Origin of the sequence: Brachybacterium aquaticum, assembly GCF_014204755.1 — a bacterium.
Lineage (GTDB): Bacteria > Actinomycetota > Actinomycetes > Actinomycetales > Dermabacteraceae > Brachybacterium > Brachybacterium aquaticum.
This window is the reverse complement of sequence record NZ_JACHLZ010000001.1, coordinates 107266-130418: the sequence shown is the minus strand read 5'-3', so window position 1 is coordinate 130418 and position 23153 is coordinate 107266. Positions and strand designations below refer to the sequence as shown.

14 protein-coding genes and 1 riboswitch are annotated in these 23153 nt (G+C 73.8%); of the genes, 6 read left to right on the top strand and 8 right to left on the bottom strand.

Features of this window, described 5'->3' with window-relative positions; all coding sequences use genetic code 11:
• Nucleotides 1-60 precede the first annotated feature (60 nt).
• A riboswitch (TPP riboswitch) is annotated at nt 61-152 on the top strand.
• 29 nt (nt 153-181) lie between these two features.
• The 5 genes from HNR70_RS00520 (at nt 182) to HNR70_RS00500 (ending at nt 6637) form a co-directional block, all read left to right on the top strand.
• Nucleotides 182-1924 carry a bifunctional hydroxymethylpyrimidine kinase/phosphomethylpyrimidine kinase gene (locus tag HNR70_RS00520; protein ID WP_312857524.1) on the top strand — a complete coding sequence of 581 codons (1743 nt, stop codon included), beginning with the start codon at nt 182-184 and terminating at the stop codon, nt 1922-1924.
• Nucleotides 1921-3456 (top strand): MFS transporter, encoded by a 1536-nt coding sequence (locus HNR70_RS00515; RefSeq protein WP_184323933.1) that lies wholly within the window; start codon nt 1921-1923, stop codon nt 3454-3456. Before HNR70_RS00520 ends, HNR70_RS00515 begins: the two co-directional genes overlap by 4 nt.
• Entirely contained in the window at nt 3453-4253 is an 801-nt protein-coding gene (gene thiM / locus HNR70_RS00510; protein ID WP_246375106.1) for a hydroxyethylthiazole kinase, read from the top strand. Before HNR70_RS00515 ends, thiM begins: the two co-directional genes overlap by 4 nt.
• On the top strand, nt 4250-4936 hold the full coding sequence (locus tag HNR70_RS00505) for a thiamine phosphate synthase (RefSeq protein WP_246375104.1): 687 nt from the start codon (nt 4250-4252) through the stop codon (nt 4934-4936). The genes thiM and HNR70_RS00505 overlap by 4 nt, the downstream gene beginning before the upstream one ends.
• A 96-nt stretch (nt 4937-5032) precedes the next feature.
• The gene (locus HNR70_RS00500; RefSeq protein ID WP_184323932.1) at nt 5033-6637 is read left to right on the top strand and encodes an FAD-dependent oxidoreductase; all 1605 of its coding nucleotides are present in this window, start codon (nt 5033-5035) and stop codon (nt 6635-6637) included.
• A gap of 266 nt (nt 6638-6903) precedes the next feature.
• On the opposite strand, the gene HNR70_RS00495 is transcribed toward HNR70_RS00500, so the two are convergent.
• The 5 genes from HNR70_RS00495 to HNR70_RS00475 all read right to left on the bottom strand — a co-directional run bounded on the left by HNR70_RS00495 (nt 6904) and on the right by HNR70_RS00475 (nt 15749).
• Nucleotides 6904-7584, bottom strand: coding sequence for an SRPBCC domain-containing protein (locus HNR70_RS00495; protein ID WP_184323931.1), 681 nt, complete (start codon nt 7582-7584; stop codon nt 6904-6906).
• A gap of 1 nt (nt 7585) precedes the next feature.
• A complete protein-coding gene (locus tag HNR70_RS15540; protein WP_312857523.1) occupies nt 7586-8092 on the bottom strand; it encodes an ArsR/SmtB family transcription factor in 507 nt (168 codons plus the stop codon).
• A 530-nt stretch (nt 8093-8622) separates the two neighbouring features.
• A complete protein-coding gene (locus HNR70_RS00485) occupies nt 8623-9996 on the bottom strand; it encodes an APC family permease (RefSeq protein WP_184323930.1) in 1374 nt (457 codons plus the stop codon).
• A gap of 191 nt (nt 9997-10187) precedes the next feature.
• Nucleotides 10188-12980: an ExeM/NucH family extracellular endonuclease gene (locus tag HNR70_RS00480; protein WP_184323929.1), complete on the bottom strand. Its 2793-nt coding sequence runs from the start codon at nt 12978-12980 to the stop codon at nt 10188-10190.
• A gap of 213 nt (nt 12981-13193) precedes the next feature.
• Nucleotides 13194-15749, bottom strand: coding sequence for a bifunctional metallophosphatase/5'-nucleotidase (locus tag HNR70_RS00475; protein ID WP_184323928.1), 2556 nt, complete (start codon nt 15747-15749; stop codon nt 13194-13196).
• A gap of 561 nt (nt 15750-16310) precedes the next feature.
• Between HNR70_RS00475 and HNR70_RS00470 the strand changes: the two genes are divergently transcribed.
• Nucleotides 16311-17771 (top strand): NAD(P)/FAD-dependent oxidoreductase, encoded by a 1461-nt coding sequence (locus HNR70_RS00470; RefSeq protein ID WP_184323927.1) that lies wholly within the window; start codon nt 16311-16313, stop codon nt 17769-17771.
• Between the two features lie 224 nt (nt 17772-17995).
• On the opposite strand, the gene HNR70_RS00465 is transcribed toward HNR70_RS00470, so the two are convergent.
• The 3 genes from HNR70_RS00465 to HNR70_RS00455 form a co-directional block, all read right to left on the bottom strand.
• Complete coding sequence (locus HNR70_RS00465) at nt 17996-20593, bottom strand: transglutaminase TgpA family protein (protein ID WP_184323926.1); 2598 nt, start codon at nt 20591-20593, stop codon at nt 17996-17998.
• 61 nt (nt 20594-20654) lie between these two features.
• The gene (locus HNR70_RS00460; protein WP_184323925.1) at nt 20655-22034 is read right to left on the bottom strand and encodes a DUF58 domain-containing protein; all 1380 of its coding nucleotides are present in this window, start codon (nt 22032-22034) and stop codon (nt 20655-20657) included.
• Nucleotides 22031-23059 (bottom strand): AAA family ATPase, encoded by a 1029-nt coding sequence (locus tag HNR70_RS00455; protein ID WP_184323924.1) that lies wholly within the window; start codon nt 23057-23059, stop codon nt 22031-22033. The genes HNR70_RS00460 and HNR70_RS00455 overlap by 4 nt, the downstream gene beginning before the upstream one ends.
• Between the last annotated feature and the right edge of the window lie 94 nt (nt 23060-23153).

Below are 23153 nucleotides of genomic sequence, written 5' to 3'. Positions count from 1 at the left end.
GCTCTCCCGCACCCTCCGACGGACACCCCCGCCCCCTCTCCGCGCCCTCGCCTAGACTCGGACGCGGACACGGGGTGCGCCCAGGCGCTGAGATCACACCCGTGGAACCTGATCTAGTTCGTACTAGCGAAGGGATGTCCGCATGAGCTCGGATCCTCGCACCCTTTTTCCGTCTGCCCCCGTGCCCCCCGCGATCCCGCGGGTGCTCTCGATCGCGGGGACCGATCCGACAGGGGGCGCCGGCACCGCCGCCGACCTCAAGTCGATCACCGCCGCGGGCGGATACGGCATGGCCGCGGTGACCGCGGTGGTCGCCCAGAACACCCACGGCGTGCGGGAGATCCACCTCCCGCCCGCGACGATGCTCGCCGCACAGCTCGAAGCGGTCGGCGATGACGTGACCCTCGAGGCCGTGAAGACGGGCATGCTCGGCACCGCCGAGATCATCCGCACCGTCCAGGACTGGGTGGCCCGGCAGGGGCCCGACGTGCTCGTGGTCGACCCGGTCATGGTCGCGACCAGCGGTGATCGTCTGCTGGCGGCCGAGGCGGAGGAGGCGATGCTGCACTTCTGCCGCCTCGCCACCGTCGTCACGCCCAACATCGACGAGCTCGCCGTGCTCACCGGCTCGCCCCGCGCCGCCACCGAGGCCGAGGCCCTCGCCCAGGCCGCCGACTGGGCCGAGCGGACCGGCGTCGCGGTCGTCGTGAAGACCGGCCACCTGGAGGACGAGCGGGTCACCAACACCTGGATCTCCCCCGACGGCTCCCGCCACGCCGCCTCCTCCCGCCGCGTAGACACCGAGAGCACCCACGGCACCGGCTGCTCGCTGGCCGCGGCGCTGGCCACCCGGCTCGGTGCGGGCGACGACCCCGCGACCGCGCTCGCCTGGGCGACCGACTGGCTGCACGAGGCGATCACCCACGGCGCCGACCTTCGCGTCGGCTCCGGGCACGGCCCGGTCGACCACTCCCATCGCGCGCGCCGGCTCGCGTCGGCCGGCTCGGCCGCGCCCTGGCTCGCGGCCGACGCGATCCCGGCCCGGCTCGAGTCGCCGACGGACCTGCGGGTCTCGGCGGGTGCGTCGGCCGACGGGTCGGCGCGGGCCGGTGCGTCGGGGACGGGCGCGGCCGACGGGTCGGCCAAATCCGGCACGGCCGACGGGTCGGCCAGGTCCGGCACGGCCGACGGGCCCGCCCGGCCCGTCGCGGCCGAGATGCCCGCGCCGTCGATCGCCCCCGTCGGCCCCTGGACCGCCGCGCTGTGGGAGGCCGGCGCCCCGCTCGCCGCCGACATCGCGGACTCCGGCTTCGTGCGCGCTCTGGTGGACGGGTCCCTGCCCGAGGCGCAGTTCTCCTTCTACCTCGCCCAGGACGCGCAGTACCTCGACCGCTACTCCGAGGCGCTGCAGGCCCTCGCCGACCGGGCAGGCGACCCCGCCGAGGCCCAGTTCTGGGCGGAGTCCTCGAGCGGCTGCATCGAGGTGGAGGCGGAGCTGCACCGCTCCTGGCTCGCGGACCGGCCCTCCGCCGCGGACCTGCCCGCCTCCCCCGTGACCAGCGCGTACACCGACTTCCTGCTGGCCCGGGCGCTGACCGCGCCGCCGGCCGTCGCGGCCGCCGCGGTGCTGCCCTGCTTCTGGCTGTACGCCGAGGTGGGGGCGTCCCTGCCGGACGTCGCCGCGGACCACCCCTACGCGGCGTGGCTGGAGACCTACCGCGATCCCGGCTTCGTCGCCGGGGTGCTCGGGGCGCAGGCCGCCGTCGAGCGGGAGCTGGAAGCGGCGACGCCGGAGGTGCGGGCCGAGGCCGTGCGCGCGTACCTCCTCGCGTGCCGTCATGAGCTGGAGTTCTTCGAGCAGGCCCGGCGGGTCGACCCGTCGGCTCTCGGCAGCGGTGCGCGCCTGGCGATGGTCGCCCGATGAGCGCCGCCGCCCCCTCACGCGACACTGCGCCGCGCCGCGACCTCACCGCCCTCCCGCCGGAGGGTCGGGCCGCGCTGCGCGCGGGCGTGGTCGGCAACTGGATCGACAACATCCACGTGTTCCTGCCGGTCACGGCGCTGGCACCGGCGATGCTCGTGCTCGCCGGACCGGCCGCGACCGCCTCCACCGGGGCGCTGATCATCGTGGCGATGCTGATGGGCAGACCCGTGGGCGGGGTGGTCTTCGGCCGGATCTCCGACCGGCTGGGCCGCACCCGCACCACCCGCGTCGCGATCGCCGGCACGGCGCTGTGCGCCCTGCTGATCGCGGCGATGCCCACCCACCAGCTGCTCGGCGCGGGCACGGTCGCGCTCGTCCTCGCGCTGCGGTTCCTCGGCGGCATCTTCGTCGCCGGCGAGTACTCGGCCGCGATCCCGCTGGCCATGGAGTGGTCCGCGCCGCGCCGACGGGGCCTCATGAGCGGGCTCATCCTCTCGATGGCGCCGTGGGCGCAGGCCACCATCGCCTTCGCCGTCGCGGCGCTGCTGACCCTGCTCGGCCCGGACCAGTACGCGGCCTGGGGCTGGCGGCTGCTGTTCGTGCTCGGCGCCGCGCTGTCGCTCGGGATGCTCGTCTACTACCAGCGCCACGTCGCCGATGCGCCGCTGTTCCGCCGCGCTCAGAAGGCGCGGGAGGAGCAGGAGGGCACGTCGGCCGACGGGGAAGGAACCGGCACGATCCCGGCCGACGGGCGCACCGCGGCGAGCGCGTCGGCCACGGCAAGCGCGTCGGCCGCGAGCGCGCCCGTCGACGCCGACGCACCCCGGCGACCGGGCCGCCAGGCCCCGTCGGCCGAACGCCACGCCGGCCGCCCCGCCGACCGCCCCGCGGGGATCCGCGCGCTGCTCACCGGGCGCTGGGCGCCCGCGTTCTGGCAGGTGTTCGTGCTGATGACGGGGCTGTGGCTGCTCACCGATTCGACGGTGCTGCTGCTCACCGCGCGGTTCGGCAGTGACTCCGTGCTGGACCCCACCGCGGTGCCGATCGCGATGGGCCTCGCGTCGATCGCGCAGGCGCTCGTGATGGCGCTGGCCGGGCACCTCTCCACCCTGGTCGGGCGGCGCACGCTGCTGCTGGTGTGGGGCGGGGTCGCGATGGTCGCCGGGCCCGTGCTGTGGCTGTGGGCGGTGACCGCGCCGACCCTCGCCGTCGCCGCGGCGTTCGCGGCGCTGCTGCAGGTCGCGACCGTCTCCGCCTACGGGCCGATCTCCGCGTACCTCTCCGAGCGGTTCCCCACCGAGGTGCGCTCCACCGGCTACGGCGCCGGGTACTCGCTGTCCCTGGTGCTGCCCGCCCTCTACCCGTTCTACGTCCCCCTGCTCGAGCCGTGGCTGGGCCGGCACGGGACCGTCATGGCGCTGGTCGCGCTCGGCGGACTGCTGGTGATGGTCGGCGCCGCGCTCGGCCCGCGCCTGTCCCCCACCGACGTCGACGCCGACCTCGACACCGTCGCCGGAAGGACCCGCCGATGACCTACGCCCCGCCTCTCGACTCGATGCGCCCCGACCCGGAGCTCGAGGCGGTCCTGCCCGTGCTCGCCGCGGTCCGGGAGCGGGCGCCGCTCGTGCACTGCCTCACCGCGACGGTGTCGATGTCGCTGGTCGCGGACGGTCTGCTGGCTGCCGGGGCGCGGCCGATGATGACCGAGACCGTGCAGGAGGCGCCCGTGGTCACCGCCGTAGCGGACGCGCTCTCGATCAACCTCGGCACCCTCTCCACCGACGCGATGGACGGCATCCCCGCGACGGTCGAGGTCGCCGCGCGCGACGGCCGGCCGTGGGTGCTGGATCCGACGGCGATCGGGATCGCGCCGGTGCGCACGCCGCTCGCGCGCCGGCTGGTCGAGCAGCGGCCGACGGTGGTGCGGGGCAACGCCTCGGAGATCCTCGCTCTGGCCGGGACCGGGACCGGCGGGCGCGGCGCGGATTCGACCGCGACCAGCCGAGACGCCGCCGAGGCCGCGGCGCAGCTGGCTTCGCGCACCGGCGGGGCGGTCGCCGTCTCCGGCGCGGTGGACCTGGTGCTGGACGGCTCCCGACGCACCGAGATCGCGCGCGGCCATGCGCTCCTCGCCCGGGTGACCGGCACCGGCTGCCTGCTCGGCGCGCTGACCGCCGCGTGCACGGCCGCGTGGGAGGACCCCTTCGAGGCGGCACGGGCCGCGACGACCTGGCTCGACCTCGCCGGCGAGCGCGCCGCCGCCCGGGCGCCGGGTCCGGGGAGCTTCCGCATGCACATGCTGGACGCACTGGACGAGGTGGGGCGATGAGCGAAGAATCGATGAGTCGCGGCGGAAGGTTGCGCCCTCCGGACCTGGACCTGCGCTGCTACCTGGTCACCTCCGGCACCGGCCGGCGCACCGTCGAGGTCGCCGCCGACGCCGCCGCCGCGGGCGCGGGGGTGGTGCAGGTGCGGGCGAAGGACGCGTCCACGACGGAGCTTCTCGAGCTCGTCCTCGCCGTCGCGGATGCCGTCCACGCCGCGAACACGGCGACGGCGGTGCTGGTCGACGACCGGGCGGACGTGGCCTGGGCGGCCCGTCGGCGCGGCGCCCCGGTCGCGGGCGTCCACCTCGGCCAGGACGACCTGCCCGTCGCCGACGCCCGCGAACTGCTCGGCGAGGACGCCGTGATCGGCCTGACCACCGGCACGCTCGACCTGGTCCGCGCCGCGGAGTCGCTGAGTGAACACCTGGACTACCTCGGCGCCGGACCGTTCCGCCGCACCCCCACCAAGGACTCCGGCCGCGAACCGCTCGGCGTCGCCGGCTACGCCCCGCTGCTCGCAGCCTCCTCTCTGCCGATCGTCGCGATCGGGGACGTCACCCCGGCGGACGTCCCCGCGCTCGCGCAGGTGGGGGTCGCGGGGACGGCGCTGGTCCGCGCGGTGATGGACGCTGCGGACCCGGCCGCGGTGGTGCGGGAGGTGCTCGCGGGGCACGCGGGGCGGTGAGAGCAGGAGCGTGAACGCAGGGCGGTGAGCGGGCGACGCCCCGTGAGCGGGCGACGCCCCGTGACCCCGCGCCGCGCACGGCGTAGCGTGCAGATCATGGCCTCCGACGACACCCCCACCCCTGCCACCACCCCCGCCGACTCCGACGTCCTCACCGCCGACGTGATCGTGCTCGGCGGCGGACCCGTCGGCGAGAACGTCGCCCAGTACGCGATCGAGGGCACCGACCTCACCGCGGTCCTCGTCGAGGGCGAGCTGCTCGGCGGCGAGTGCTCCTACTACGCGTGCATGCCCTCGAAGGCGCTGCTGCGCCCCCTCGCCGTCGCGGACGCCGCCGCGCACCTGCCGGGGATCTCCACGCCCGAGGTCGACGTCCCGGCCCTCCTCGCCCGGCGCGACGACTGGGTCTCCCACTACGACGACGCCGACCAGGTCTCCTGGGCCGAGGGCGCGGGCATGCGGGTGGTGCGCGGGCACGGCCGACTCGTCGGCGAGCGCGAGGTCGAGGTCCGGGTCGAGGTCGAGAGCACGAGCGACTCGGCCGACGGGCGCACCCCGCAGCGGCTGCGCGCCGAGCGCGCCGTCGTCCTCGCCACCGGCTCGGTGCCCGTGCTCCCCCGCGCCCTCGCGCACCTCGCGCCGTGGACCTCCCGCGACGTCACTGGGGTGGTCGAGATCCCGAAGGAGCTGGTGATCGTCGGCGGCGGCGTGGTCGCCGTCGAGGCCGCGACCTGGATGGCCGCGCTCGGCTCCCGGGTGCGGATGCTCGTGCGCGGCGACGCGCTGCTGCGCGGCATGGAGCCCTTCGCCGGGCGCCACGTGCTGAAGGCCCTGCGGGCGCTCGGCGTGGAGGTGGAGCTCGGCGCGTCGGTCGTCTCCGGCGAGCGGGACGGCGCGGAGGAGACCGGGCTCGGGAAGATCCACGGCGGGCGGGTGGCGCTGCAGGTCGCGGGCACGGGCGGGGCCGGAGGCCCGTCGGCCGAGGGAGAACGCGCTGCCGACGGAACCGGGGCGGGCGCGACCCGCGAGGTGTCGGCCGACGAGGTGCTCATCGCGACCGGCCGCCGCCCGCGCCTGGACGACGTCGGTCTCGAGAGCCTCGGCCTCTCCCCCGCCGACATCACCGGCGCCGACGCGAGGTCCGCCGCGTCGGGCGCCGCGACCTCGGACGATGCGACCGGCGCGCCTCTGCCCGCGTGGCTGCACGTGGTGGGCGATGCGAGCGGCGAGGCGCCGCTGACGCACTGGGGCAAGTACCGCGCCCGTGTCATCGGGCAGGCGATCCGCGCCGAGGCGACCGGGGAGGAGCCGGAGCCCGTCCCCGAGGTCGTGCCCGTGCCGCAGGTGGTGTTCACCGATCCGCAGGTCGCGGCCGTCGGACTCACCGAGGCCGAGGCGACCAGCGCCGGCCTCGACGTGGTCACTGCGCGCGTACCCTTCGGCGGTGCCGCCGGGGCGGCGCTGCTGCGCGACGACGTCACCGGCACCGCCCAGCTGGTGGTGGACCGGGAAGCGGGGACGCTGGTCGGGGCCACGTTCGTCGGCCCCGAGGCGGCCGAGCTGCTGCATGCGGCGACCATCGCGATCGTCGGCCGCGTGCCGATCCACGTGCTGCGCCACGCCGTGCCCAGCTATCCGACCGCGTCGGAGCTGTGGCTGCGTCTGCTCGAGGAGCTGCCGAGGGAGCTGCGGCGGGGGTGAGGGCCGCGGCGTCCTGAGCAGAGCCGGGGCGGCCTGCGCAGTGCGGAGGCCCTCCGCGGCACAGCACGGATCGCGGCGGCCCACGTCTCCTCACGGATCGCCGCATGCCTGCTTCCCCCAGTGGCGACGGCATTTGGTGGCGAAATACGAAGGAGCAGGCCCCGAATCGGACCTGCTCCTCCGTATTCCGCCCGTGATCGCTGTGATGCCCGCGAACGCCAGGGTTCCGGCGGTCACCGGCGGGGTGGCACCTCAGTTGCTTGGTGTCAGCCCTCCTGGCCTTCGCCTTCCTGGCCGGTGCCGGTGTAGAAGCCGTAGCAGGCGTCCGCGTGGCGGGCAGCGGTCTCCGCGTCCACGCCGGAGGCGGCCTCGGCCACGGCCCAGCCGTCGGCAGCGCCGCGGTAGAAGGAGCGCCCCTCATCGGTGAACGCCCAGGCCTGCGCCTCCTCCGGGGAGAGCGACCCCTCCGTGGCACCGAGGTGCAGACCGAGGCCCAGCAGCCCACCGTCCCAGCCCACGCCGGTGGCGCCGGGGCCGAACATCTCCCACATCTCCGCGGGGACGTCGGCGACGAGGCTCGTGTGCTCGAGCTCGAAGGTGGTGTGGCTGTCGTCGACCTCGGTCAGGCGCACGGTCAGCCAGGACACGCCGCCCATGGCCTCCCAGGTCGCCGAGTACTCGGCGACCCCGTCGGCCGGCGGCTCGCAGGCGGTGATCGCCCCGCCCGCGTTGCCCTCGAACTGGTAGCGGCCGCCGAGCTCCAGGTCACCGGAGATGGGCAGGAACCAGCGCTGGATGCGGTCGGCGGTGGTGACCGCCTCCCACACGTCGGCGAGCGCAGCGGGGTAGGTCTGCTCGAGGGACTGCACGTGCGCGGGCTGCCCGTCGCGCTCACCGGTGGTGTAGGCGCGGGTGACGGCGGCGAGCTGGGTGGGGACGTCGACCATGTCAGGTCTCCTTCTGGGTGGGCGGCGGGGTGCCGCGATCGGGGTCGGTGGTGGTGTCGGCGGCAGGGGCCGGGCCGGCGCGATCGGCGGCATCGGCCTCAGACGCAGTTTCCGCCTCGGCTGCGGCCGTAGCTTCCACTTCAGCTGCGGCCGTACCGTTCTCTTCGGCCTCGGCGGCCAGTCTGCGCTGGCGCTTCCCGCGCGCGAGCTCGGTGCCGAGGGCGTCGAGCTTCGGGAGCCAGAAGCGCTCGAACGGGGTCAGCCATTCACGGGCCTCCTGGGGGCCGCGCGGGTCCAGCGCGTACAGCCTGCGCCTGCCCTCGGGACGGACGGACGCGAAGCCGTGCTCGCGCAGCAGGCGCAGGTGCTGGGAGACCGCGGGCTGGCTGATCCCGAACTCCTCCTGCACCACCTGCCCGATCTCCCCGGCGCTGAGTTCCCCGTCGTCGGCCAGGAGCTCGAGGATCCTGCGCCGCACGGGGTCGCCGAGGACATCGAGCGCGTGCACGGGGACAGCATCGCCCTCCACGGATATATAAGTCAAGTCTTATGCGACGGGGAGTGGGGCGAGGTGCGACTCGACGGCACGCGTGGCGTTGCGCCCGGGGCGCGGTGCCTGACGCGTCGCCATTCGCGGGCCACGGTGCCTGGGGCGTCGCCAAACCTGCCACGTAACGACAACTCACGCACCCTGCCCGGGGGCGGGTGCACGGCACGGCGACCCGAGCCCGGCCGCGGTGCTTCACGCGTCGCCATTCACGGGGCACGGTGCCTGGGGCGTCGCCAAACCTGCCACGTAGCGACAACTCACGCACCCTGCCCGGAGACAGGGACACCGCACGGCGACCTGCGGCCGGCCACGGTGCCTCACGCGTCGCCATTCACGGGGCACGGTGCCTGGGGCGTCGCTTTTCACGGGCCACGGTGCTTCACGCGTCGCCATTCACGGGGCACGACGCTTCACGCGTCGCTACACCTGCCGCGTAGCGACGCCTCAAGCACCCTGCCCGGGGGCGGGGCCGAAGCTGCGGCGCGGCGTCACCCCGCTGCGCGCCCCGCGACCCTCCGCACCGCCACGCGGTACGCCACACCCACCGCGATCACCACGAGCCCCGCGACGATGGTCCGCCCGGGCAGCGCGCCGACCAGCAGCACGCACCCCACGAGGCCCACCCACTGCATGACCTTCGGGAACAGCCGCCACTCCCCCACCTGGGTGAGCGCGGCGAGGTTCGCGATCGCGTAGTACAGCAGCACCCCGAAGGAGGAGGCGGCGACGGCGACGAGCACGTTCGACGCGAACAGCACCAGGAGCAGCACGGCGACGCCCGCCGCGACCTCGGCGCGCTGCGGGACGGAGAAGCGGGGGCTGACGTGCGCGAGAACCGGAGGGAGGTCGCGCTCCCGGGCCATGGCGAGCACGGTGCGGGAGACCCCGGCGACCAGCGCCAGGAGAGCGCCGCTCGCCGCGGCCACCGCGCCGACGGTGACGATCACGTGCCAGATGCCGCCGGCGCCGACCGCGTCGAGCGCGGCGAGGAAGGGCGCCGGGCCCCAGCCCTGGCCCCCCGGTGCGGGCCCCACCAGCACGAGCACCACGGACAGCACCACGTACAACCCGCACACGGCGGCGAGGGCGAGCAGGATCGCGCGCGGGATCGTCCGGCGCGGGTCGGTGACCTCCTCGCCGAGGGTCGCCACGCGCGCGTACCCGGCGAATGCGAAGAACATCAGCGCCGCCGCCTGGATCACGGCCAGCGCGATCCCGCCGACGCCGCCGCTGCCCGCGCCGAGCACGGCGGCGAGGCCCCCGTCCCACAGTCCGGCGGCGGCTCCGGCGAGGGGGCCGGGGATCGCATCGGCCAGAGGATCGCCACCGCCCGCAGCGCCATCGCCGACGCCGCCGACCAGCAGACGCACCCCGGTGAGCACGAGCGCCGCGATCGCGACGGTGACGAGGATCCGGGCGAGCGCCGCGGTGCGGGTGATGCCCACGAGGTTCACCGCGGTCAGCACCGCCACCACGAGCGCGGCGACTAGACGCTGGGCGGGCTCGGGCGCGAGGTAGGCGGCGATGACCAGGGCCATCGCGGCGCAGGAGGCGATCTTGCCGATCACGAAGCACCAGCCGGCGAGGAAGCCCCACCAGGGTCCGAGCTGCGCGCGGCCGTAGTGGTAGGTGCCGCCGGAGGTGGGGTGCTGGGCGGCGAGCTGCGCGGTGGAGGTCGCATTGCACAGAGCGACCACGGCCGCGACGAGCACGGCGAGCGGGGCGAGGGCCCCGGCGAGGTCCTGCGCGGCGCCGAGGGAGACGAACGCTCCGGCGCCGATCATCGAGGCGAGGCCGATGACCACGGCGTCGGCGAGGCCGAGTCGGCGGGAGAGGGTGGCGGGGCCGGGGGTGGCGGTCATGCGATCCGTTCGTCGTGGGTGGTCGGAGGTCGGCCGACGGGCCGGGCTCATCCCGTCGGCCGACGGCGCGGCCCGGGAGTGGCCTGAGCGGCACGGCCCGCGTCGGGGGACGCGCGTCGTGCCGCTCAGGACCGGGGCGGGTTCGTCAGGACAAGCCTGTCAGACCTGGCCCCTCGGGGACGAGCAGGGGCTCAGTTGTTGCCCTTGCCCTTGCCGGAGTTGTTGCCCGGGCCCTTGTTCGGGTTGTCGTTCCCGTTATTCCCGTTGCCGTTCCCGTTGTTGCTGCCGGGGCCGTTGCCGTTGGAGTTCCCGTTGCCGGAGTTCTGGCCGCCGGGGGTGCCGGAGTTGTTGCCCGGGCCCTTGTTGGGGTTGTCGGTGCCGGTGCCCGGCTCCTGCGGCTCGCCCGGCTCCTCCGGAGCGGCGGGGAACTCGGCGTTCAGGCCCACGATGATCGGGTCGTGGTCCGAGGACCCGAAGGGACCGGACTCGTAGACGTCCACCACGTTGTTCTGATAGCGGGCGTACTGGGTCATCACGGACTCGGGGCCGTTGATCTGCCAGTCGGTGGCACCGGTGAGGCGCTCAGCGGCCGACGGGTTCGCGAGCACGTGATCGAGCGAGCCGACCATGCCGCCATAGCTGTAGGACCAGCTCTCGGCGTCGTAGGTCTCGCCGACATTGATGAAGCCCTGGTCGTAGAACAGGTGCAGCGGGTCCTCCTGGGTGTAGGAGTTGAAGTCGCCGCCGTAGAAGATGTCCTCGACACCGGCCGCGGCCGCGGTCTCCTCACCCCAGGTCAGCAGCGCCTGGGCCTGCTGGAGGCGAGAGGTGCGGGAGTTGCCCTGGACCGGGTCGGCCACGAGACCCGCGTCCTCGGCGTCCGCGGAACCCTTGGACTTGAAGTGGTTGATGGAGAAGAAGAACGGCTCGCCCTGCACGGACTCGCCATCCGCACCCTCACCGAGCGGCGCGAAGACCTGGCCGATCGGCTCGCGGGCGTTGTCGAAGGCGGGATCGCCGGCGAGGATCTGCGCGCCGCCGACGGGGGTGACCGCGGCGGGCTTGTAGATGATCGCGTTGGTGATCGCGTCCTGACCACCGGTCAGGCCCTGCGCGGCGTAGGCCTCCGCGGTGGGGACGTAGGCCCAGGTGCCCTCGCCGTCCTTGACGTTCAGCGCGGCGACCAGGGTGGCGGTGGCCTCGTCGGGCGTCTCGCCGAGTCGGGCGGAGTTCTCGATCTCGGTCAGGCCCACCACCTCGGCGCCGGTGCCGGAGATCGCGTCGACGATCTTGGACTGCTGGCGCTCGAGGTCGCCCTCGTCCCATGCGCCGCGGAGGTCGCAGCCGCCGCGCACGTTGGTGCCGTCACCGTGGATGTTGGTGTACGGGGTGCAGCCGGGGGTGTCCGCGCCGAGGGTGGTGAAGTAGTTCAGCACGTTGAAGGTGGCGAGCTGGAGGTCGCCGCCCACCTCGTCGGGGGCGTCCTGGCGGGTGTTCTCGAAGTCCACACCGTCGGTGGAGGCCGACTCCCACGGGGTGGTGGTGTTCAGACGCCACTGCTTGAAGGAGTAGGCGACCACGACGGGCTCGGTGAAGGTGGGGTGGGCCCCGACCCGCACGGGCTCCTCGGTGGTCAGCCAGCTCATCGGCTGGGTGGGGTTGGACTGGAAGTTGGTCGTGCGGCCGTCGTCGAGCAGCACCAGCTGATCGGCGCGGCTCTCGTAGTAGGCGGTGGCCTCCGCGCCGGGGCGCATGATGTCGCCGGCCTGCCACAGCGGCTCGTCGCCGATGGCGAGACCGACCTCGCCGTACGTGTTGGTGCTGTACACGTCGGTGACGGTGAAGTCGCCCTCGCCGGGCAGGTACAGCATGTGCTCGATCGACTCGCGCTGCGCCTCCTCGGTGGGGAAGCCGCCCGTGAGGGTGGCGGGCTGGACCGGCTCGAGGGCGGTGTCGAGCTTCGCAAGGCCAGTGGCGCCGACGGAGATCTGGGTGGAGCCGTTGTACTCCGAGACCTGGCCGGTCACGCGCACCGAGTCGCCGATGGCGACCTGGGAGGCGGTGGCGGACGAGTACACGAACACGGCGGTGGAGCCGGTGTGGGTGGAGAAGTCGAGCGCGCCGCCGGTGCCGCCGGTCTGGATGACGTAGCCGTTGAGGCCGCCGGTCGCGTAGACGGCGGTGACGACGCCCTCGGTGGTCACGGTCTGGCCGACCAGCGGGCTCGTGGCGCCGGTGCCCTGGATCTCGGCGATGGAGACCTCGCGGGTCTCGCCCGGCTGGCCGGGCTCCTCCGGGTCCTCGGGATCCTCGGGATCGGTGGTGGAGCCGCCGGACGGGGCCGGGGTGGGGGCGCCGGCGACGAAGTCGGTCGAGTTCTCGCCGGTCGCGGCGACGCGGGAGATCGAGGTGGCGTTGGTGGTGCCGGGCGCCGGGGCGGTGCCGGAGAAGCGGGTGGCGCCGGAGCCCCAGCCGACGAGGTCGACAACCGCGGGATCCTCGGCGCAGGCCGCGCCCGCGCAGACCAGCTCACCGGAGGTGTTGGTGAGAAGGAAGACGCCGGTGGTGCCGGAGGCGTTGAGCCCGCCGGTCAGGTCTGCGGTGGGGAGGTCGGCCCCGTTGCCGTTGCCTGCGGCGAGCTGGATGAGGAAGGTGCCGCCGGCGGGAACGGTGCCGGTCAGCGCCAGACGGCCGCCGATGCGGTCGCCGGCCGCGGAGGCATAGTGCAGCATCCACCCGTCGATCGAGATGTCCTGGTCGGAGGTGTTGACCAGCTCGACGAAGTCGTTCTTGAAGGTGGCGCCGGAGTTGCCGCCACCGCCGTAGACCTCGTTGATCTGGACGTCACCGGGGGTGACGACGGCGGCGTTGGCGGCCGGGGACATGCCAGGCAGGGCGGAGAGCCCGAGGGCGAAGGCGGCGGCGGTGATGCCGATGCGCGTGAACGGGGTGCGCAGCGCGTCGCCGGTGAGGCGGGGTGACATAGGTGCTCCTGGGAGTGGGAGAGGGGTGGGAAGAGTGATGTCGTCGCGGCCGACGAGCGCCGGGACGGGGCGCCCCGGCGGGGATGCCGGGGAAGGGCGCCCCGGCGGCTGCGCCAGGGCGGGAGCTTCGAGAAGGGAAGCGGGCAGAGCGAGCGAAGGGGCCGAACCTCGCGAGGAGATCCGGCCCCTCCCTCGTGCGTGGTGGGTGGTGCGTCAGCCGCGGGTGAAGCGGCGGTGCAGGCCGAGGGCGCCCAGACCCGAGAGGGTCAGGAGACCGGCAGCTGCGGCCATCGCGCCGGCGGGAGCACCGGTGCGGGGCAGGTCGGAGCGACCGTTGTTGGAGCCACCGTTGTTGGAACCGCCATTGTTGGTGCCGCCGTTGGTGGAGCCACCATTGTTGGAACCACCATTGTTGGAGCCACCATTGTTGGAACCACCGTTGTTGGTCCCACCATTGTTGGAACCACCATTGTTGGAACCACCGTTGTTGGTCCCGCCGTTGTTGGTCCCACCGTTGTCGGAGCCACCGTTGTCGGAACCGCCGTTGTCGCTCGGGGGCGGTGTGGTGGAGTCGTCATCGTCGTCGCCGGGCGGCGGGGTGGTGGTGTCGTCATCGTCACCCGGGGGCGGGGTGGTGGTGTCGTCGTCATCATCGTCGCCGGGCGGCGGGGTGGTGGTGTCGTCATCGTCGTCGCCGCAGAGCTCGCTCGGGGCGCTGCCGGAGGTCCAGGTGAAGGACTCGACCTCGAAGACGATCTCGGTCCCGACCTCGGGGATCGCGGTGACGGTCAGCGGCACCTGGGTGTCCGCGGGGACGCACAGCCAGTCGGTGAGGGTGACGTCGGCGCGGTACTTGCCGGTCTCGTCATCGAGCTCGTAGGGCGCCTCGAAGGTGCCGTACTCGCCGGCGTCCACGGTCACCGAGGTGATGCGGGGAGCGCCGAGGCTGAGGGACTCGAGGCGGGACAGGCGCAGGACCGGGTCCTGGTCGATGCCGGCCGCGGAATCGTACTCGCCGGCCTCGAGGACCTGCACGTCGATCTGACGCTGCGAGTAGTCGGGGGCGAGATCCGGGAAGGCGCCGAGGTACTCGGTGAAGGCATCGCGGTCCAGAACGCCGGAGTCGCGCACGTCCTGGGCACCGGCGAGGGTCTTCATGCCGTCGCCACCCTCGAAGAGGAAGCTGGCGGTGACGATGGTGTAAAGCGCATCGTCCTGGATCGGCTCGCCGTTCACGCGCACCTGGATGATGCGGCCCTCACGGTCGGCGGAGGAGTCGAAGATGTACTCGACGTTGTTCGAGACGCTGAAGGCGAGGAACGCGTCGGTGTCATCGTTCCACTGGTCCTCGAGCATCTGCACGAACTGGGCGCCGGTGACCTCGCCGGAGTTCAGGGTGTTACCGAAGGGCACCATGTTGTTGGCCTCGGCGTAGGTGACCACGCCATCGCCCTCGGCGCCCGCGGCAGCGTCCCACAGCTCGGCGCGGATGCCGCCGGGGTTCATCCAGCCGATGACCTCGTGCTCGCCGGCCTTGCCGGACTCCTCGAGGTACCACTTCATGGAGTCGGCGAGCATGTTGCCGGCCGCGGAGTGGCGGGTGCGGTCATCACCCTTGGTGGTGGCCTGGTTGGCACCGGCGACGTCGGCGAGCGGGACGCGCACGCCGTTCTCGTCGTAGGTGGCCTTGGAGTCGTTCCAGGAGGTGGTGATGTCACCGCCGATGGTGCCGACCTCGACGGAGCCCAGCACCGCGGCCTCGTCGATCGCGTCGGCCGCGACACCGGCGGCGGCGTCGAAGACCGGGTCGCCGGCGCAGCTGGCCGGATCCACACCGGAGGTGGCGATCAGGTTCGGGTCCTCGGAGACGTCCCAGTCCCCGTCGGCCCCGAGCTCGAGGGTGACGGTGCCGAGGTTCGCAGCGCTGGCTCCGGTCTGGATGATCGGGCGGACCTCGCCCTCCTGGCTGGGGACCGGCGCGTTGTACGCGTAGGTCTGGTGGGAGTCGCCGTTGAAGATCGCATCAGCCTCGGCAGAGGTCTCGCTCACGATCTTGTCGAAGATGGCCTCGGTACTCGCCGGGGCGGAGCCGACCTCGGCGGAGCCGGTGGCACCCTCGTGGTAGGAGACGACGAGGACGTCGTACTCGACACCATCCCGATCCATCTCGTCGATCGCGGCGTTGACCGAGTCGACCGGGTCGCGGAACTCGAGGCCCTGGATCGCGGCGGGACTCACCTTGGCGACGGTCTTGGTGGTGACCGCACCGACGACGGCGACCTTCACGTCGCCCTGGTCGACCACGGTGTAGGCCTCGTGGAGGCGGGTGCCGTCGGCCTGGTAGACGTTCGCGGCGAGGTCCGGGAAGTCGGTGTGCGGCTCGATGCGGTCCTTCAGGTCGTCCTGACCCTGGTCGTACTCGTGGTTGCCGATCGCGCTCGCGTCGACGCCGAGGGCGTTGAGGAAGTCGATGGTCGGCTCGTCGTTCGCGACGGCGGAGACGAAGGCGGAGCCGCCCACGTTGTCGCCGGAGGAGATGAGCACGGAGTTCGAGGCCTCGGCGCGGGCGTTGGTGACGGTGCAGGCGAGGGCCGCACCGCCGTTGAGGGCGCCGTGGAAGTCGTTGAAGCCGAGCAGGGTGACCTGGTCGCCGGGCTCGGCGGCGGCAGCGGCGCTGATCGGGACCACGGCCGTCGCGAACGCGAAGGCAGTGGCGCCGAGGCCGACGGCCGCGCCGCGCGCGACGCGGCGGACGGGGTTGTCGATCATGAAGGAGGCTCCTGGAGACAGGGAGGGGCGACGGGAGTCGAGAAGGGGACGCACGTGTGCGCCATGTCATCTCACCCCATCGACAGCCGTTCCGTCCCCGGTTTCGCCCATCCGGTATCGAGCTGTCATCCAGAATTCATCTGAGACGCCCACCTGGCCCCGCGCGCTTGACCTGCGGCAAAGCCGCGCTTTGCCAAGATTTGACGCTTGTCGGATGACGGCGGGAGAGCGTGGGGAGCGGGGCGGGCAAGCGTTCGCCGGGCTCCCCGAGGCGACCCCGACCCGCACCCCGCGCTTGTGATGCCTGACCACTACCGCCCCTCGGGCTCGTGCCGTCGGCCCCGCGAATGGGTAGCATCGGCGAGGACTCAGGACGGACCGAGAGCTCCGCACGTCGCGGATCCGGCCCCGATGATCTCGGATCCGGTTCCGCGGACCGCCCCCGGCCCCGCCCGCAGCCCGCTCAGCTCCGCCGCTCTCCCCTCGACAGACGCGGTCCAGAACCTGGCCGGCCACCCGCCGCGCCCGGCCCCGGGATCCCGTCGCCCAAGGAGTCTCCCCATGATGATGCCGTTCCTCAGCCGCCGTCCCACCGTCCCCGCGAAGGACGGTGCGAGCTGGCCGCACGTGGTCATCCTGGGCGGTGGCTTCGCCGGCGCGAATGCCGTGCTGGGCCTGCGCGATGCGCGCGTGCGCGTCACCCTGATCGACCGCAACGTCTACAAGACCTTTCAGCCGCTGCTCTACCAGGTGGCGACCGCGGGCCTGAACCCGGGCGACGTCACCATGTTCCTGCGCGGCCTGTCCCTGAAGGTCCCCAACATGCGCTACCGCCAGGGCGAGGTGCTGAACGTGGACCCCGAGCGCAAGGTCGTCACGCTGGACGAGGGCCAGCGCGGCGAGCAGGAGCTCTCCTACGACTACCTCGTGGTCGCCAACGGCGCGACCACCACCTTCTTCGGCACCCCGGGCGCCGAGGAGCACGCGATGCCGATGTACACGCGCTCGCAGGCCCTGGCGATCCGCGATCGCGTCTTCTCCGAGCTCGAGCGCTCCAGCCGTGAGGCGGGCACCGGCCGCGGTTCCACCACCCACGACAAGCTGCACGTCGCGATCGTGGGCGGCGGGCCGACGGGCGTGGAGATCGCCGGTGCACTCGCGGACTTCCGCATGCAGGAGCTGGACATCCTCTACCCGGAGATGGACCCCGGCACCCTCCAGGTCACCGTGCTCCAGCGCGGCGAGGAGCTGCTCAAGGAGTTCTCCACCAAGTACCGCGGCTACGCGGCCGAGGAGCTGCGCAAGCGCGGCGTGATCCTCAAGCTCGGCCACGGCGTGAAGGCGGTGGGCTACGACCACGTGGTCCTGGACGACGACACCGTGCTCGAGTCCGACATCACCATCTGGGCCGCAGGCGTGGGCATCCCCGACTACGTCAAGGAGTGGGGCCTGCCGCAGGACAAGCGCGGACGCCTCGCGGTGGACGACTACCTGCAGGTCAAGGGTTTCCCCGGGGTGTACGCCGCCGGCGACATCGCCGCCCAGGACGAGGCCCTGCCCCAGCTCGCGCAGCCCGCGATCCAGACCGGCCGCGCCGCCGCGAAGAACATCGCCGCCGAGGTGGCGGGCACGCCGCGCAAGAAGTTCTCCTACACGGACCTGGGCACCATGGCCACCATCGGCCGTCATGCCGCGATCGCGGAGATCCCCCACTTCGGCGGGCTCGCTGGCTCCCCGGGGTGGGGCGCCTGGCTCGCCGTGCACATCACCAAGATGCTCGGCCACCGCAACCAGCGCGCGGTCGCGATGAACCTCATCTCCCTCTACGGCGGCACCCGCGGCACACACCAGCCGAACCCCGTGGTCGGCGAGGTCGACTCGCTGCGCGCCGCGAAGATCTTCGAAGAGCAGGCCCCCAACCGCCTCTACGGCGAGGGTGCGGGCTCGGCCGACCCGGTCGCGCAGGCCGCGGCCGACGAGGCCCCCGGCGCGGCCGACGTCGCCTCCGGCTCGGGCGACTGAGCGGCGGGGCACCGTGCCCCGGGGCGCGCCCCACCCCACCCCGCCACCGGCCCGGTGAGCTACCCACAACTCGCCGGGCGGGCGGGTTACCCGTAAGTCATGAGCGTCTGTGTTCCACCTATGGAACACAGACGCTCATGCCTTTTCAGCAACCGGGGTCAGCGCCTCAGCAACCGGGGTCAGCGCTCGACGCAGGGCTCGGAGACCCCTTACCGGGGACTCGGTCAGCGCGCGGTGCGGATGAGCTCGACGAGACGATCGGCGTCGTGGCGCAGCGGGTGCACGGGGCGCGCGGGGCGGGTCGCGGGCGACGCGGCGGGCTCGGTCGTGGCCGACGACGCGGGCGCGGCCGACGGGGCAGCGCTCACCGCACCGGCCGCCCCCTCCCCCGCCTCCGGCAACCGGGCGGCGTAGACCGCGGCGGTATGGGCGTCGGCGACACGGCCTGCGGCGGCGCGGTCCTCCGCGGTGACCTCGCGGGACCCGGCCGCGATCTGGTCGAGAAGGTCGTCCAGGGCGCGGTGCGGGGGCAGGGTGCGGTCCAGTGTGAGCTGCTGCGGCGGGCGGCCCCAAGCGCCGGTGATCCCGAGCCAGCGGATAGCGAGCCGGCGCACGGACAGCTCCCGCTCGAGCTCGGACCAGGCGAGCTCCCCGGCCCGGCGTCGCAAGCGCTCGGCGGAGTACGGGTCGGCGGGCGCGCCGCCGCGTCCACCGGGCGCGGGGGCTCCGCCCCCGTCGGCCGCACCCCCGTCGGCCCCGCCCCCGTCGGCCGCGCCGCCCCCGACGCCCTCAGCGAGCGCCGCCCAGCGCTCCTCGCGCGCTGTCACCCGCCGTCGGCGGATCATCAGCACGGTGGCCGCGGCCGCGACCGTGACCAGCACGCCGAGGCCGAGCACGGTGAACATGCCGAACTCGACGCGGCGCACGGTCCCGGTCGAGACGCCGCCGGCGTCCGATGCCTGCGCCTCGGCCGAGGACTGCTCCTCGGTAGTTCCCTCCTCGGTGCTCGAGGGCGAGTCGCTGGGCGCCTCGGTGGTCGGGGCGTCGGTCGGCGCCTCGACGTCGTCCGCCCCGGCGGTGGCATCGGTGACGGCGGGCGTGCGCACGCCGTTCGCGGCCGCGGCGGGGGTGGGCTCGAACTGGACCCAGCCGTACTCGGGCCCGAACCACACCTCGGGCCAGGCGTGGGCGTTGCGGGCGGTGACGGTGCGCTCCTCGCCGTCCACGTCCCCGGCGGTGAAGCCGATGACCACGCGGGTCGGGTAGCCCTGCGAGGTCATCATCAGCGCGAACGCCGCGGCGAACTGCTCGCAGTACCCGATGCGGTCCTCGAGGAAGGACTCCAGCGGGTCCGCGCCGGGCGGGGTGGAGACGGTCAGGGAGTAGGCGAAGGTGTTGCGGAAGTAGTCCTGGTAGGCGAGCGCGGTGTCGAAGGCGTTGTCGGCCCCGGCGTTGGCCGCGACCTCCTCGGCGAGGTCGGCGGCGACCTGCGGCACCTCGTCGCTGGAGGTGTAGCCGGTGTCGAAGGGGGCGCGGAGCTGGGAGTCGGGGACGGTGCGCAGCTCGTCGGGGGTGGCGGCGGTCGGCTCGGAGAGGATCTCGTACTGCTGGCCGACGAGTCCCATGGCGGTCGCACCGGTCCTCGCCTCGCCGCTGACGGGGTCGAGGGACACCGCGTCCTGCAGCGCGGGGTCGTCCGCGTCGAGGCGGCGGAGGTTCTCGGGGACGGGCAGGCGGTCCCCGGCATAGCTCTGGATCTGCATCCGGGTGACGTCGCCCGACGCGTCCCCGAGGGTCCGGCCGTCGTCGCGCGCGGTGGAGAAGGCGTCCAGGCCCAGGTCCACGCCCTCGCCGGAGGCGGTGGCGCGGAAGGTCTCGCCGTCGAAGCTGTTCAGGGTGCGCAGGCGCAGGTAGGAGGGGTCGGTGGAGGTGGTGGTGTAGCGCAGCACCTCGGTGTCGCTCTGCTCGAGCAGGGCGCGGCGCACCGAGACGGAGTCGTCGACCATGACCGGGCCGAGCGCGGGCGCGTCGGGGTCCTGCCAGCGGTTCAGCAGCTCGACGTTCAGGGCGACCCGCGGCTCCACAAGCTGGGGCAGGGCGGGGGCGAGCAGCGGGGTGAGCCCGGCGACGAGCGCGACGCTCAGCGCCGCCGCGCCGAGGGTCCGCCAGGGGCGGTGGAGGGGCCCGGCCTGGGGGCGCCGGTCCCCCACGAGGTAGCGGGGGTCGCCGTGGGCGGTGCGGGTGGCGAGGATCGCGGCACCGGCGGCGACGGGCAGCACCACCTGCCACCAGGGACCGCCGGCGGGCTGCTGCAACGAAGGGATGAGCAGTGACCCCATGAGCGCGAGCCCGGTGGGGGTGTGCCAGCCGAGGTCGAGGAACATCATGTCCAGCACGAGCACCACGAGCGCGCCGATGGCGACGGCGAGCACGGTCCCCTCGGGGCCGAGCAGCAGCGGCGCGACGCCGGAGGCGAGCTCCCGCACGCCGAGGCGGAACACCTCCTGCTGGGCGGCGATCACGGCGAGCGGCCCTTCGCTCCAGGGCGCTACCCCCACGAACGTCTCGACGACCAGCAGCAGCACCACGATCAGGACCAGCTGCAGCACGGGCACGAGCAGGGTGCGGCGCAGCAGGTGACGCAGCACGAGCCCGCCGAGGATCACCGGCATCGCACACGTCATGGCGATGAGGAACCAGGACGACCCGGCGAGCAGCTGGGTGATGGGGGCGGCGGCGAGGAGCACGGCGACGAGCAGCAGCAGCGCGCGGCCGGTCAGGGCGCCGCCCTCGAGGGTGGGTCGGCCGAGCAGCGGGCTCACGGCGTCTCCTCCCGGCTCTCGTTCTTCCCGCTCGTGTGCTCCCCGCTCACCCTCTTCCCGCTCATGCCGTCTCCTCCTCGGCCGCGGTGAGCAGGTCGCTGAGGGTGTCGGCGCTGGTGCCGCCCACGAGGGTCCAGGTCCAGATCCGGGAGTGGCGCGGCGGGCGCTCGGCGCGGGCGGCGGCGAGCTGCTGCGCGTAGCGCTCATGGGCGTGGCCGAAATCGTCCCCGTCGGCCGGGCCGATGCGGCGCGCGCGCCGCGCCCCGCGCCCCCCGTCCTCGTCCTCGTCGGGCAGGGCCGGGCGCAGCGCGATCGCCGTGCGGTGGGTGGCGCGGCCGGCGAAGCGGTCCAGCTCGAGGCCGGAGAAGGGCTCGCCGGTGTCGGGCCCGAGCGCGATGGCGAGCTCGGCGTGCCCGGCCGCGTGGTCGTGCCCGACCCCGTCGGCCGCGATGTCGTCGTCGAAGTCGACGTCGGCGAGGGCGAGCAGGGAGGCGCGGCGCTCGAGGGCATCGGCCTCGCTCCCCAGCGGCGACGGGCCGGGGATGCCCCGTCGACGCTGGGTGCGGGTGATCTCGTCGCCGGCGGCGTCGACGATCCGCACCTCCCAACCGTTCAGGCCCAGTGCCTCGAGCACGGTCGCGGCGTGCGAGACGAGCGCGTCCTCGACCTGGGCGGTGAGGCCCTCGCGGCGGGTGGTGTCCAGGACGACCACGGCGCTGCGCCCGGCGGCGGGCTCGTCCTCGCGGGTCATGAGGCGGCCGACGCGGGCGCTCGCGCGCCAGTGGATCCTGCGGATGTCGTCGCCGCTGGCGTAGGGGCGGGCGATCGGGCCGATCTCGCCGATGCCCGGCACCGGGGCCACGCCGACGACGGCCTCGGGGGCGATGCCGGTGGCGCGCTCGGCCGCGGGGGTCATCTCGGCGACGACGGGCAGGCCCGTGATCCGCTGCGCGTCCACGACGGTGCGGCGAAGGTGGAACAGGCCGAACACGTCGCGGACGATGAGGGAGCAGGGGCCGAGGTCGTGGCCGCCGCGGCGGGTGACGTGCAGGACGTGGGGCATGCGGCGGGCGAGCGGCAGGTCGCCCTGGCCGCCGAGCGCGGCCGGCAGGTGCTCGCGCACGATCCCGCGGCCGAGCGGGAGGGTGGTGATCAGGGCGCTGCCGGTCACCTCGAGCATCACGCGGGCGACGCCGCCGACGGGCACCGCATCGTCCACGACCCGCCTGCTCACGCGCAGCCCCACCGAGATCACGGCCATCGAGACCGCGGAGACGACGAGGATCAGCAGGAGCGCGGCGGCGAGCTGACGCGCGGGGGTGACGCGGGTGAGGTCGCTGAGCAGCCACAGCGCCGGGCAGGCCAGGAGGATCACGAGGCCGCGCCCGGTGGGGCGCAGGAGGCTGCCCGGTCGCGCCCCGGTGGCCGCTCGGGGGCTCACGTCTGCGCCGTGCTGCGCAGCACCTGATCCAGCAGATCGCCCGCGCTCGCCCCGCGCGAGAGGGCCTGCGGGGTCAGGTGCAGGCGGTGGCGCCACACCGGCATGATCACGTCGTGCACGTCCTGCGGGGTGACGTAGGTGCGGCCCGACAGCGCCGCCTTCGCCTTCGCCGCGCGGACCAGGTGCACGGCCGCGCGGGGCGAGGCGCCGAGGGTGATCTGCGGGTGGGAGCGGGTCGCATCCGCCAGACGCACCACGTAGTCGAGCACCACCGGGGAGGCGTGGACGGCGCGCACGGCCCGCACATGGGCGGCGATCCGCTCCGGGCTGGTGCGCTCGGTGACGGCGTCGAGGATGTCGCGGTCCCCGATGGGGACGGGGCCGGCCTGGGCGGCGAGCATCCGCGCCTCGGCCGACGGGACCGGGTAGCCCATGGAGGTCTGGGCGAGGAACCGGTCGCGCTGCGCCTCGGGCAGGCGGTAGGTGCCCTCCATCTCGACAGGGTTGGCGGTGGCGACGACCATGAACGGCTCGGCGAGGGCGTAGGTGGTGCCGTCGACGCTGACCTGCCGCTCCTCCATCGCCTCGAGGAGGGCGGACTGGGTCTTCGGAGAGGCGCGGTTGATCTCGTCGGCCAGCAGGATCTGGGTGAACACGGCGCCGGGACGGAACTCGAACTCGCCGCTGGCCTGGTTGAACACGCTCGCGCCGGTGACGTCGCCGGGCAGCAGGTCGGGGGTGAACTGGATGCGGTGGCGCTCGGCGCCGAGCGCTGCGGCCAGGGACTTGGCGAGCATCGTCTTGCCGACGCCCGGGATGTCCTCGACCAGGAGGTGCCCGCCGGCCAGCAGCACGAGCACCGCGATGCGCGCGACCTCGTCCTTGCCCTCGACGATCGTGGCGATCTCGCGGACCACCGCGTCCGCCTCCTCGGCGATCTCGTGGACCTGCGCCTCGGTGAGGGTCTCCCCGGTGGGGCGCTCGTCGGTGGAGGGCTCGGGGTCGCCGGGCACATTCTCGATCATGTCGGCTCCTCGGGTCCGCTCCCGGACGGCTGTTCATGAAGAGTTTGCCGCGCGATGAACACATCGTGGGTCACGGGAGCACTGTCGCCCCATA

Excerpts from the sequence above, each read along its gene's own strand:
- HNR70_RS00500 (WP_184323932.1), top strand. The coding sequence starts at position 5,033 with ATGGCCTCCGACGACACCCCCACCCCTGCCACCACCCCCGCCGACTCC.
- HNR70_RS00455 (WP_184323924.1), bottom strand. The coding sequence starts at position 23,059 with ATGATCGAGAATGTGCCCGGCGACCCCGAGCCCTCCACCGACGAGCGC.
- HNR70_RS00470 (WP_184323927.1), top strand. The coding sequence starts at position 16,311 with ATGATGATGCCGTTCCTCAGCCGCCGTCCCACCGTCCCCGCGAAGGAC.
- HNR70_RS00505 (WP_246375104.1), top strand. The coding sequence starts at position 4,250 with ATGAGCGAAGAATCGATGAGTCGCGGCGGAAGGTTGCGCCCTCCGGAC.
- HNR70_RS00495 (WP_184323931.1), bottom strand. The coding sequence starts at position 7,584 with ATGGTCGACGTCCCCACCCAGCTCGCCGCCGTCACCCGCGCCTACACC.
- HNR70_RS00485 (WP_184323930.1), bottom strand. The coding sequence starts at position 9,996 with ATGACCGCCACCCCCGGCCCCGCCACCCTCTCCCGCCGACTCGGCCTC.
- HNR70_RS00475 (WP_184323928.1), bottom strand. The coding sequence starts at position 15,749 with ATGATCGACAACCCCGTCCGCCGCGTCGCGCGCGGCGCGGCCGTCGGC.
- HNR70_RS00515 (WP_184323933.1), top strand. The coding sequence starts at position 1,921 with ATGAGCGCCGCCGCCCCCTCACGCGACACTGCGCCGCGCCGCGACCTC.
- thiM (WP_246375106.1), top strand. The coding sequence starts at position 3,453 with ATGACCTACGCCCCGCCTCTCGACTCGATGCGCCCCGACCCGGAGCTC.
- HNR70_RS00480 (WP_184323929.1), bottom strand. The coding sequence starts at position 12,980 with ATGTCACCCCGCCTCACCGGCGACGCGCTGCGCACCCCGTTCACGCGC.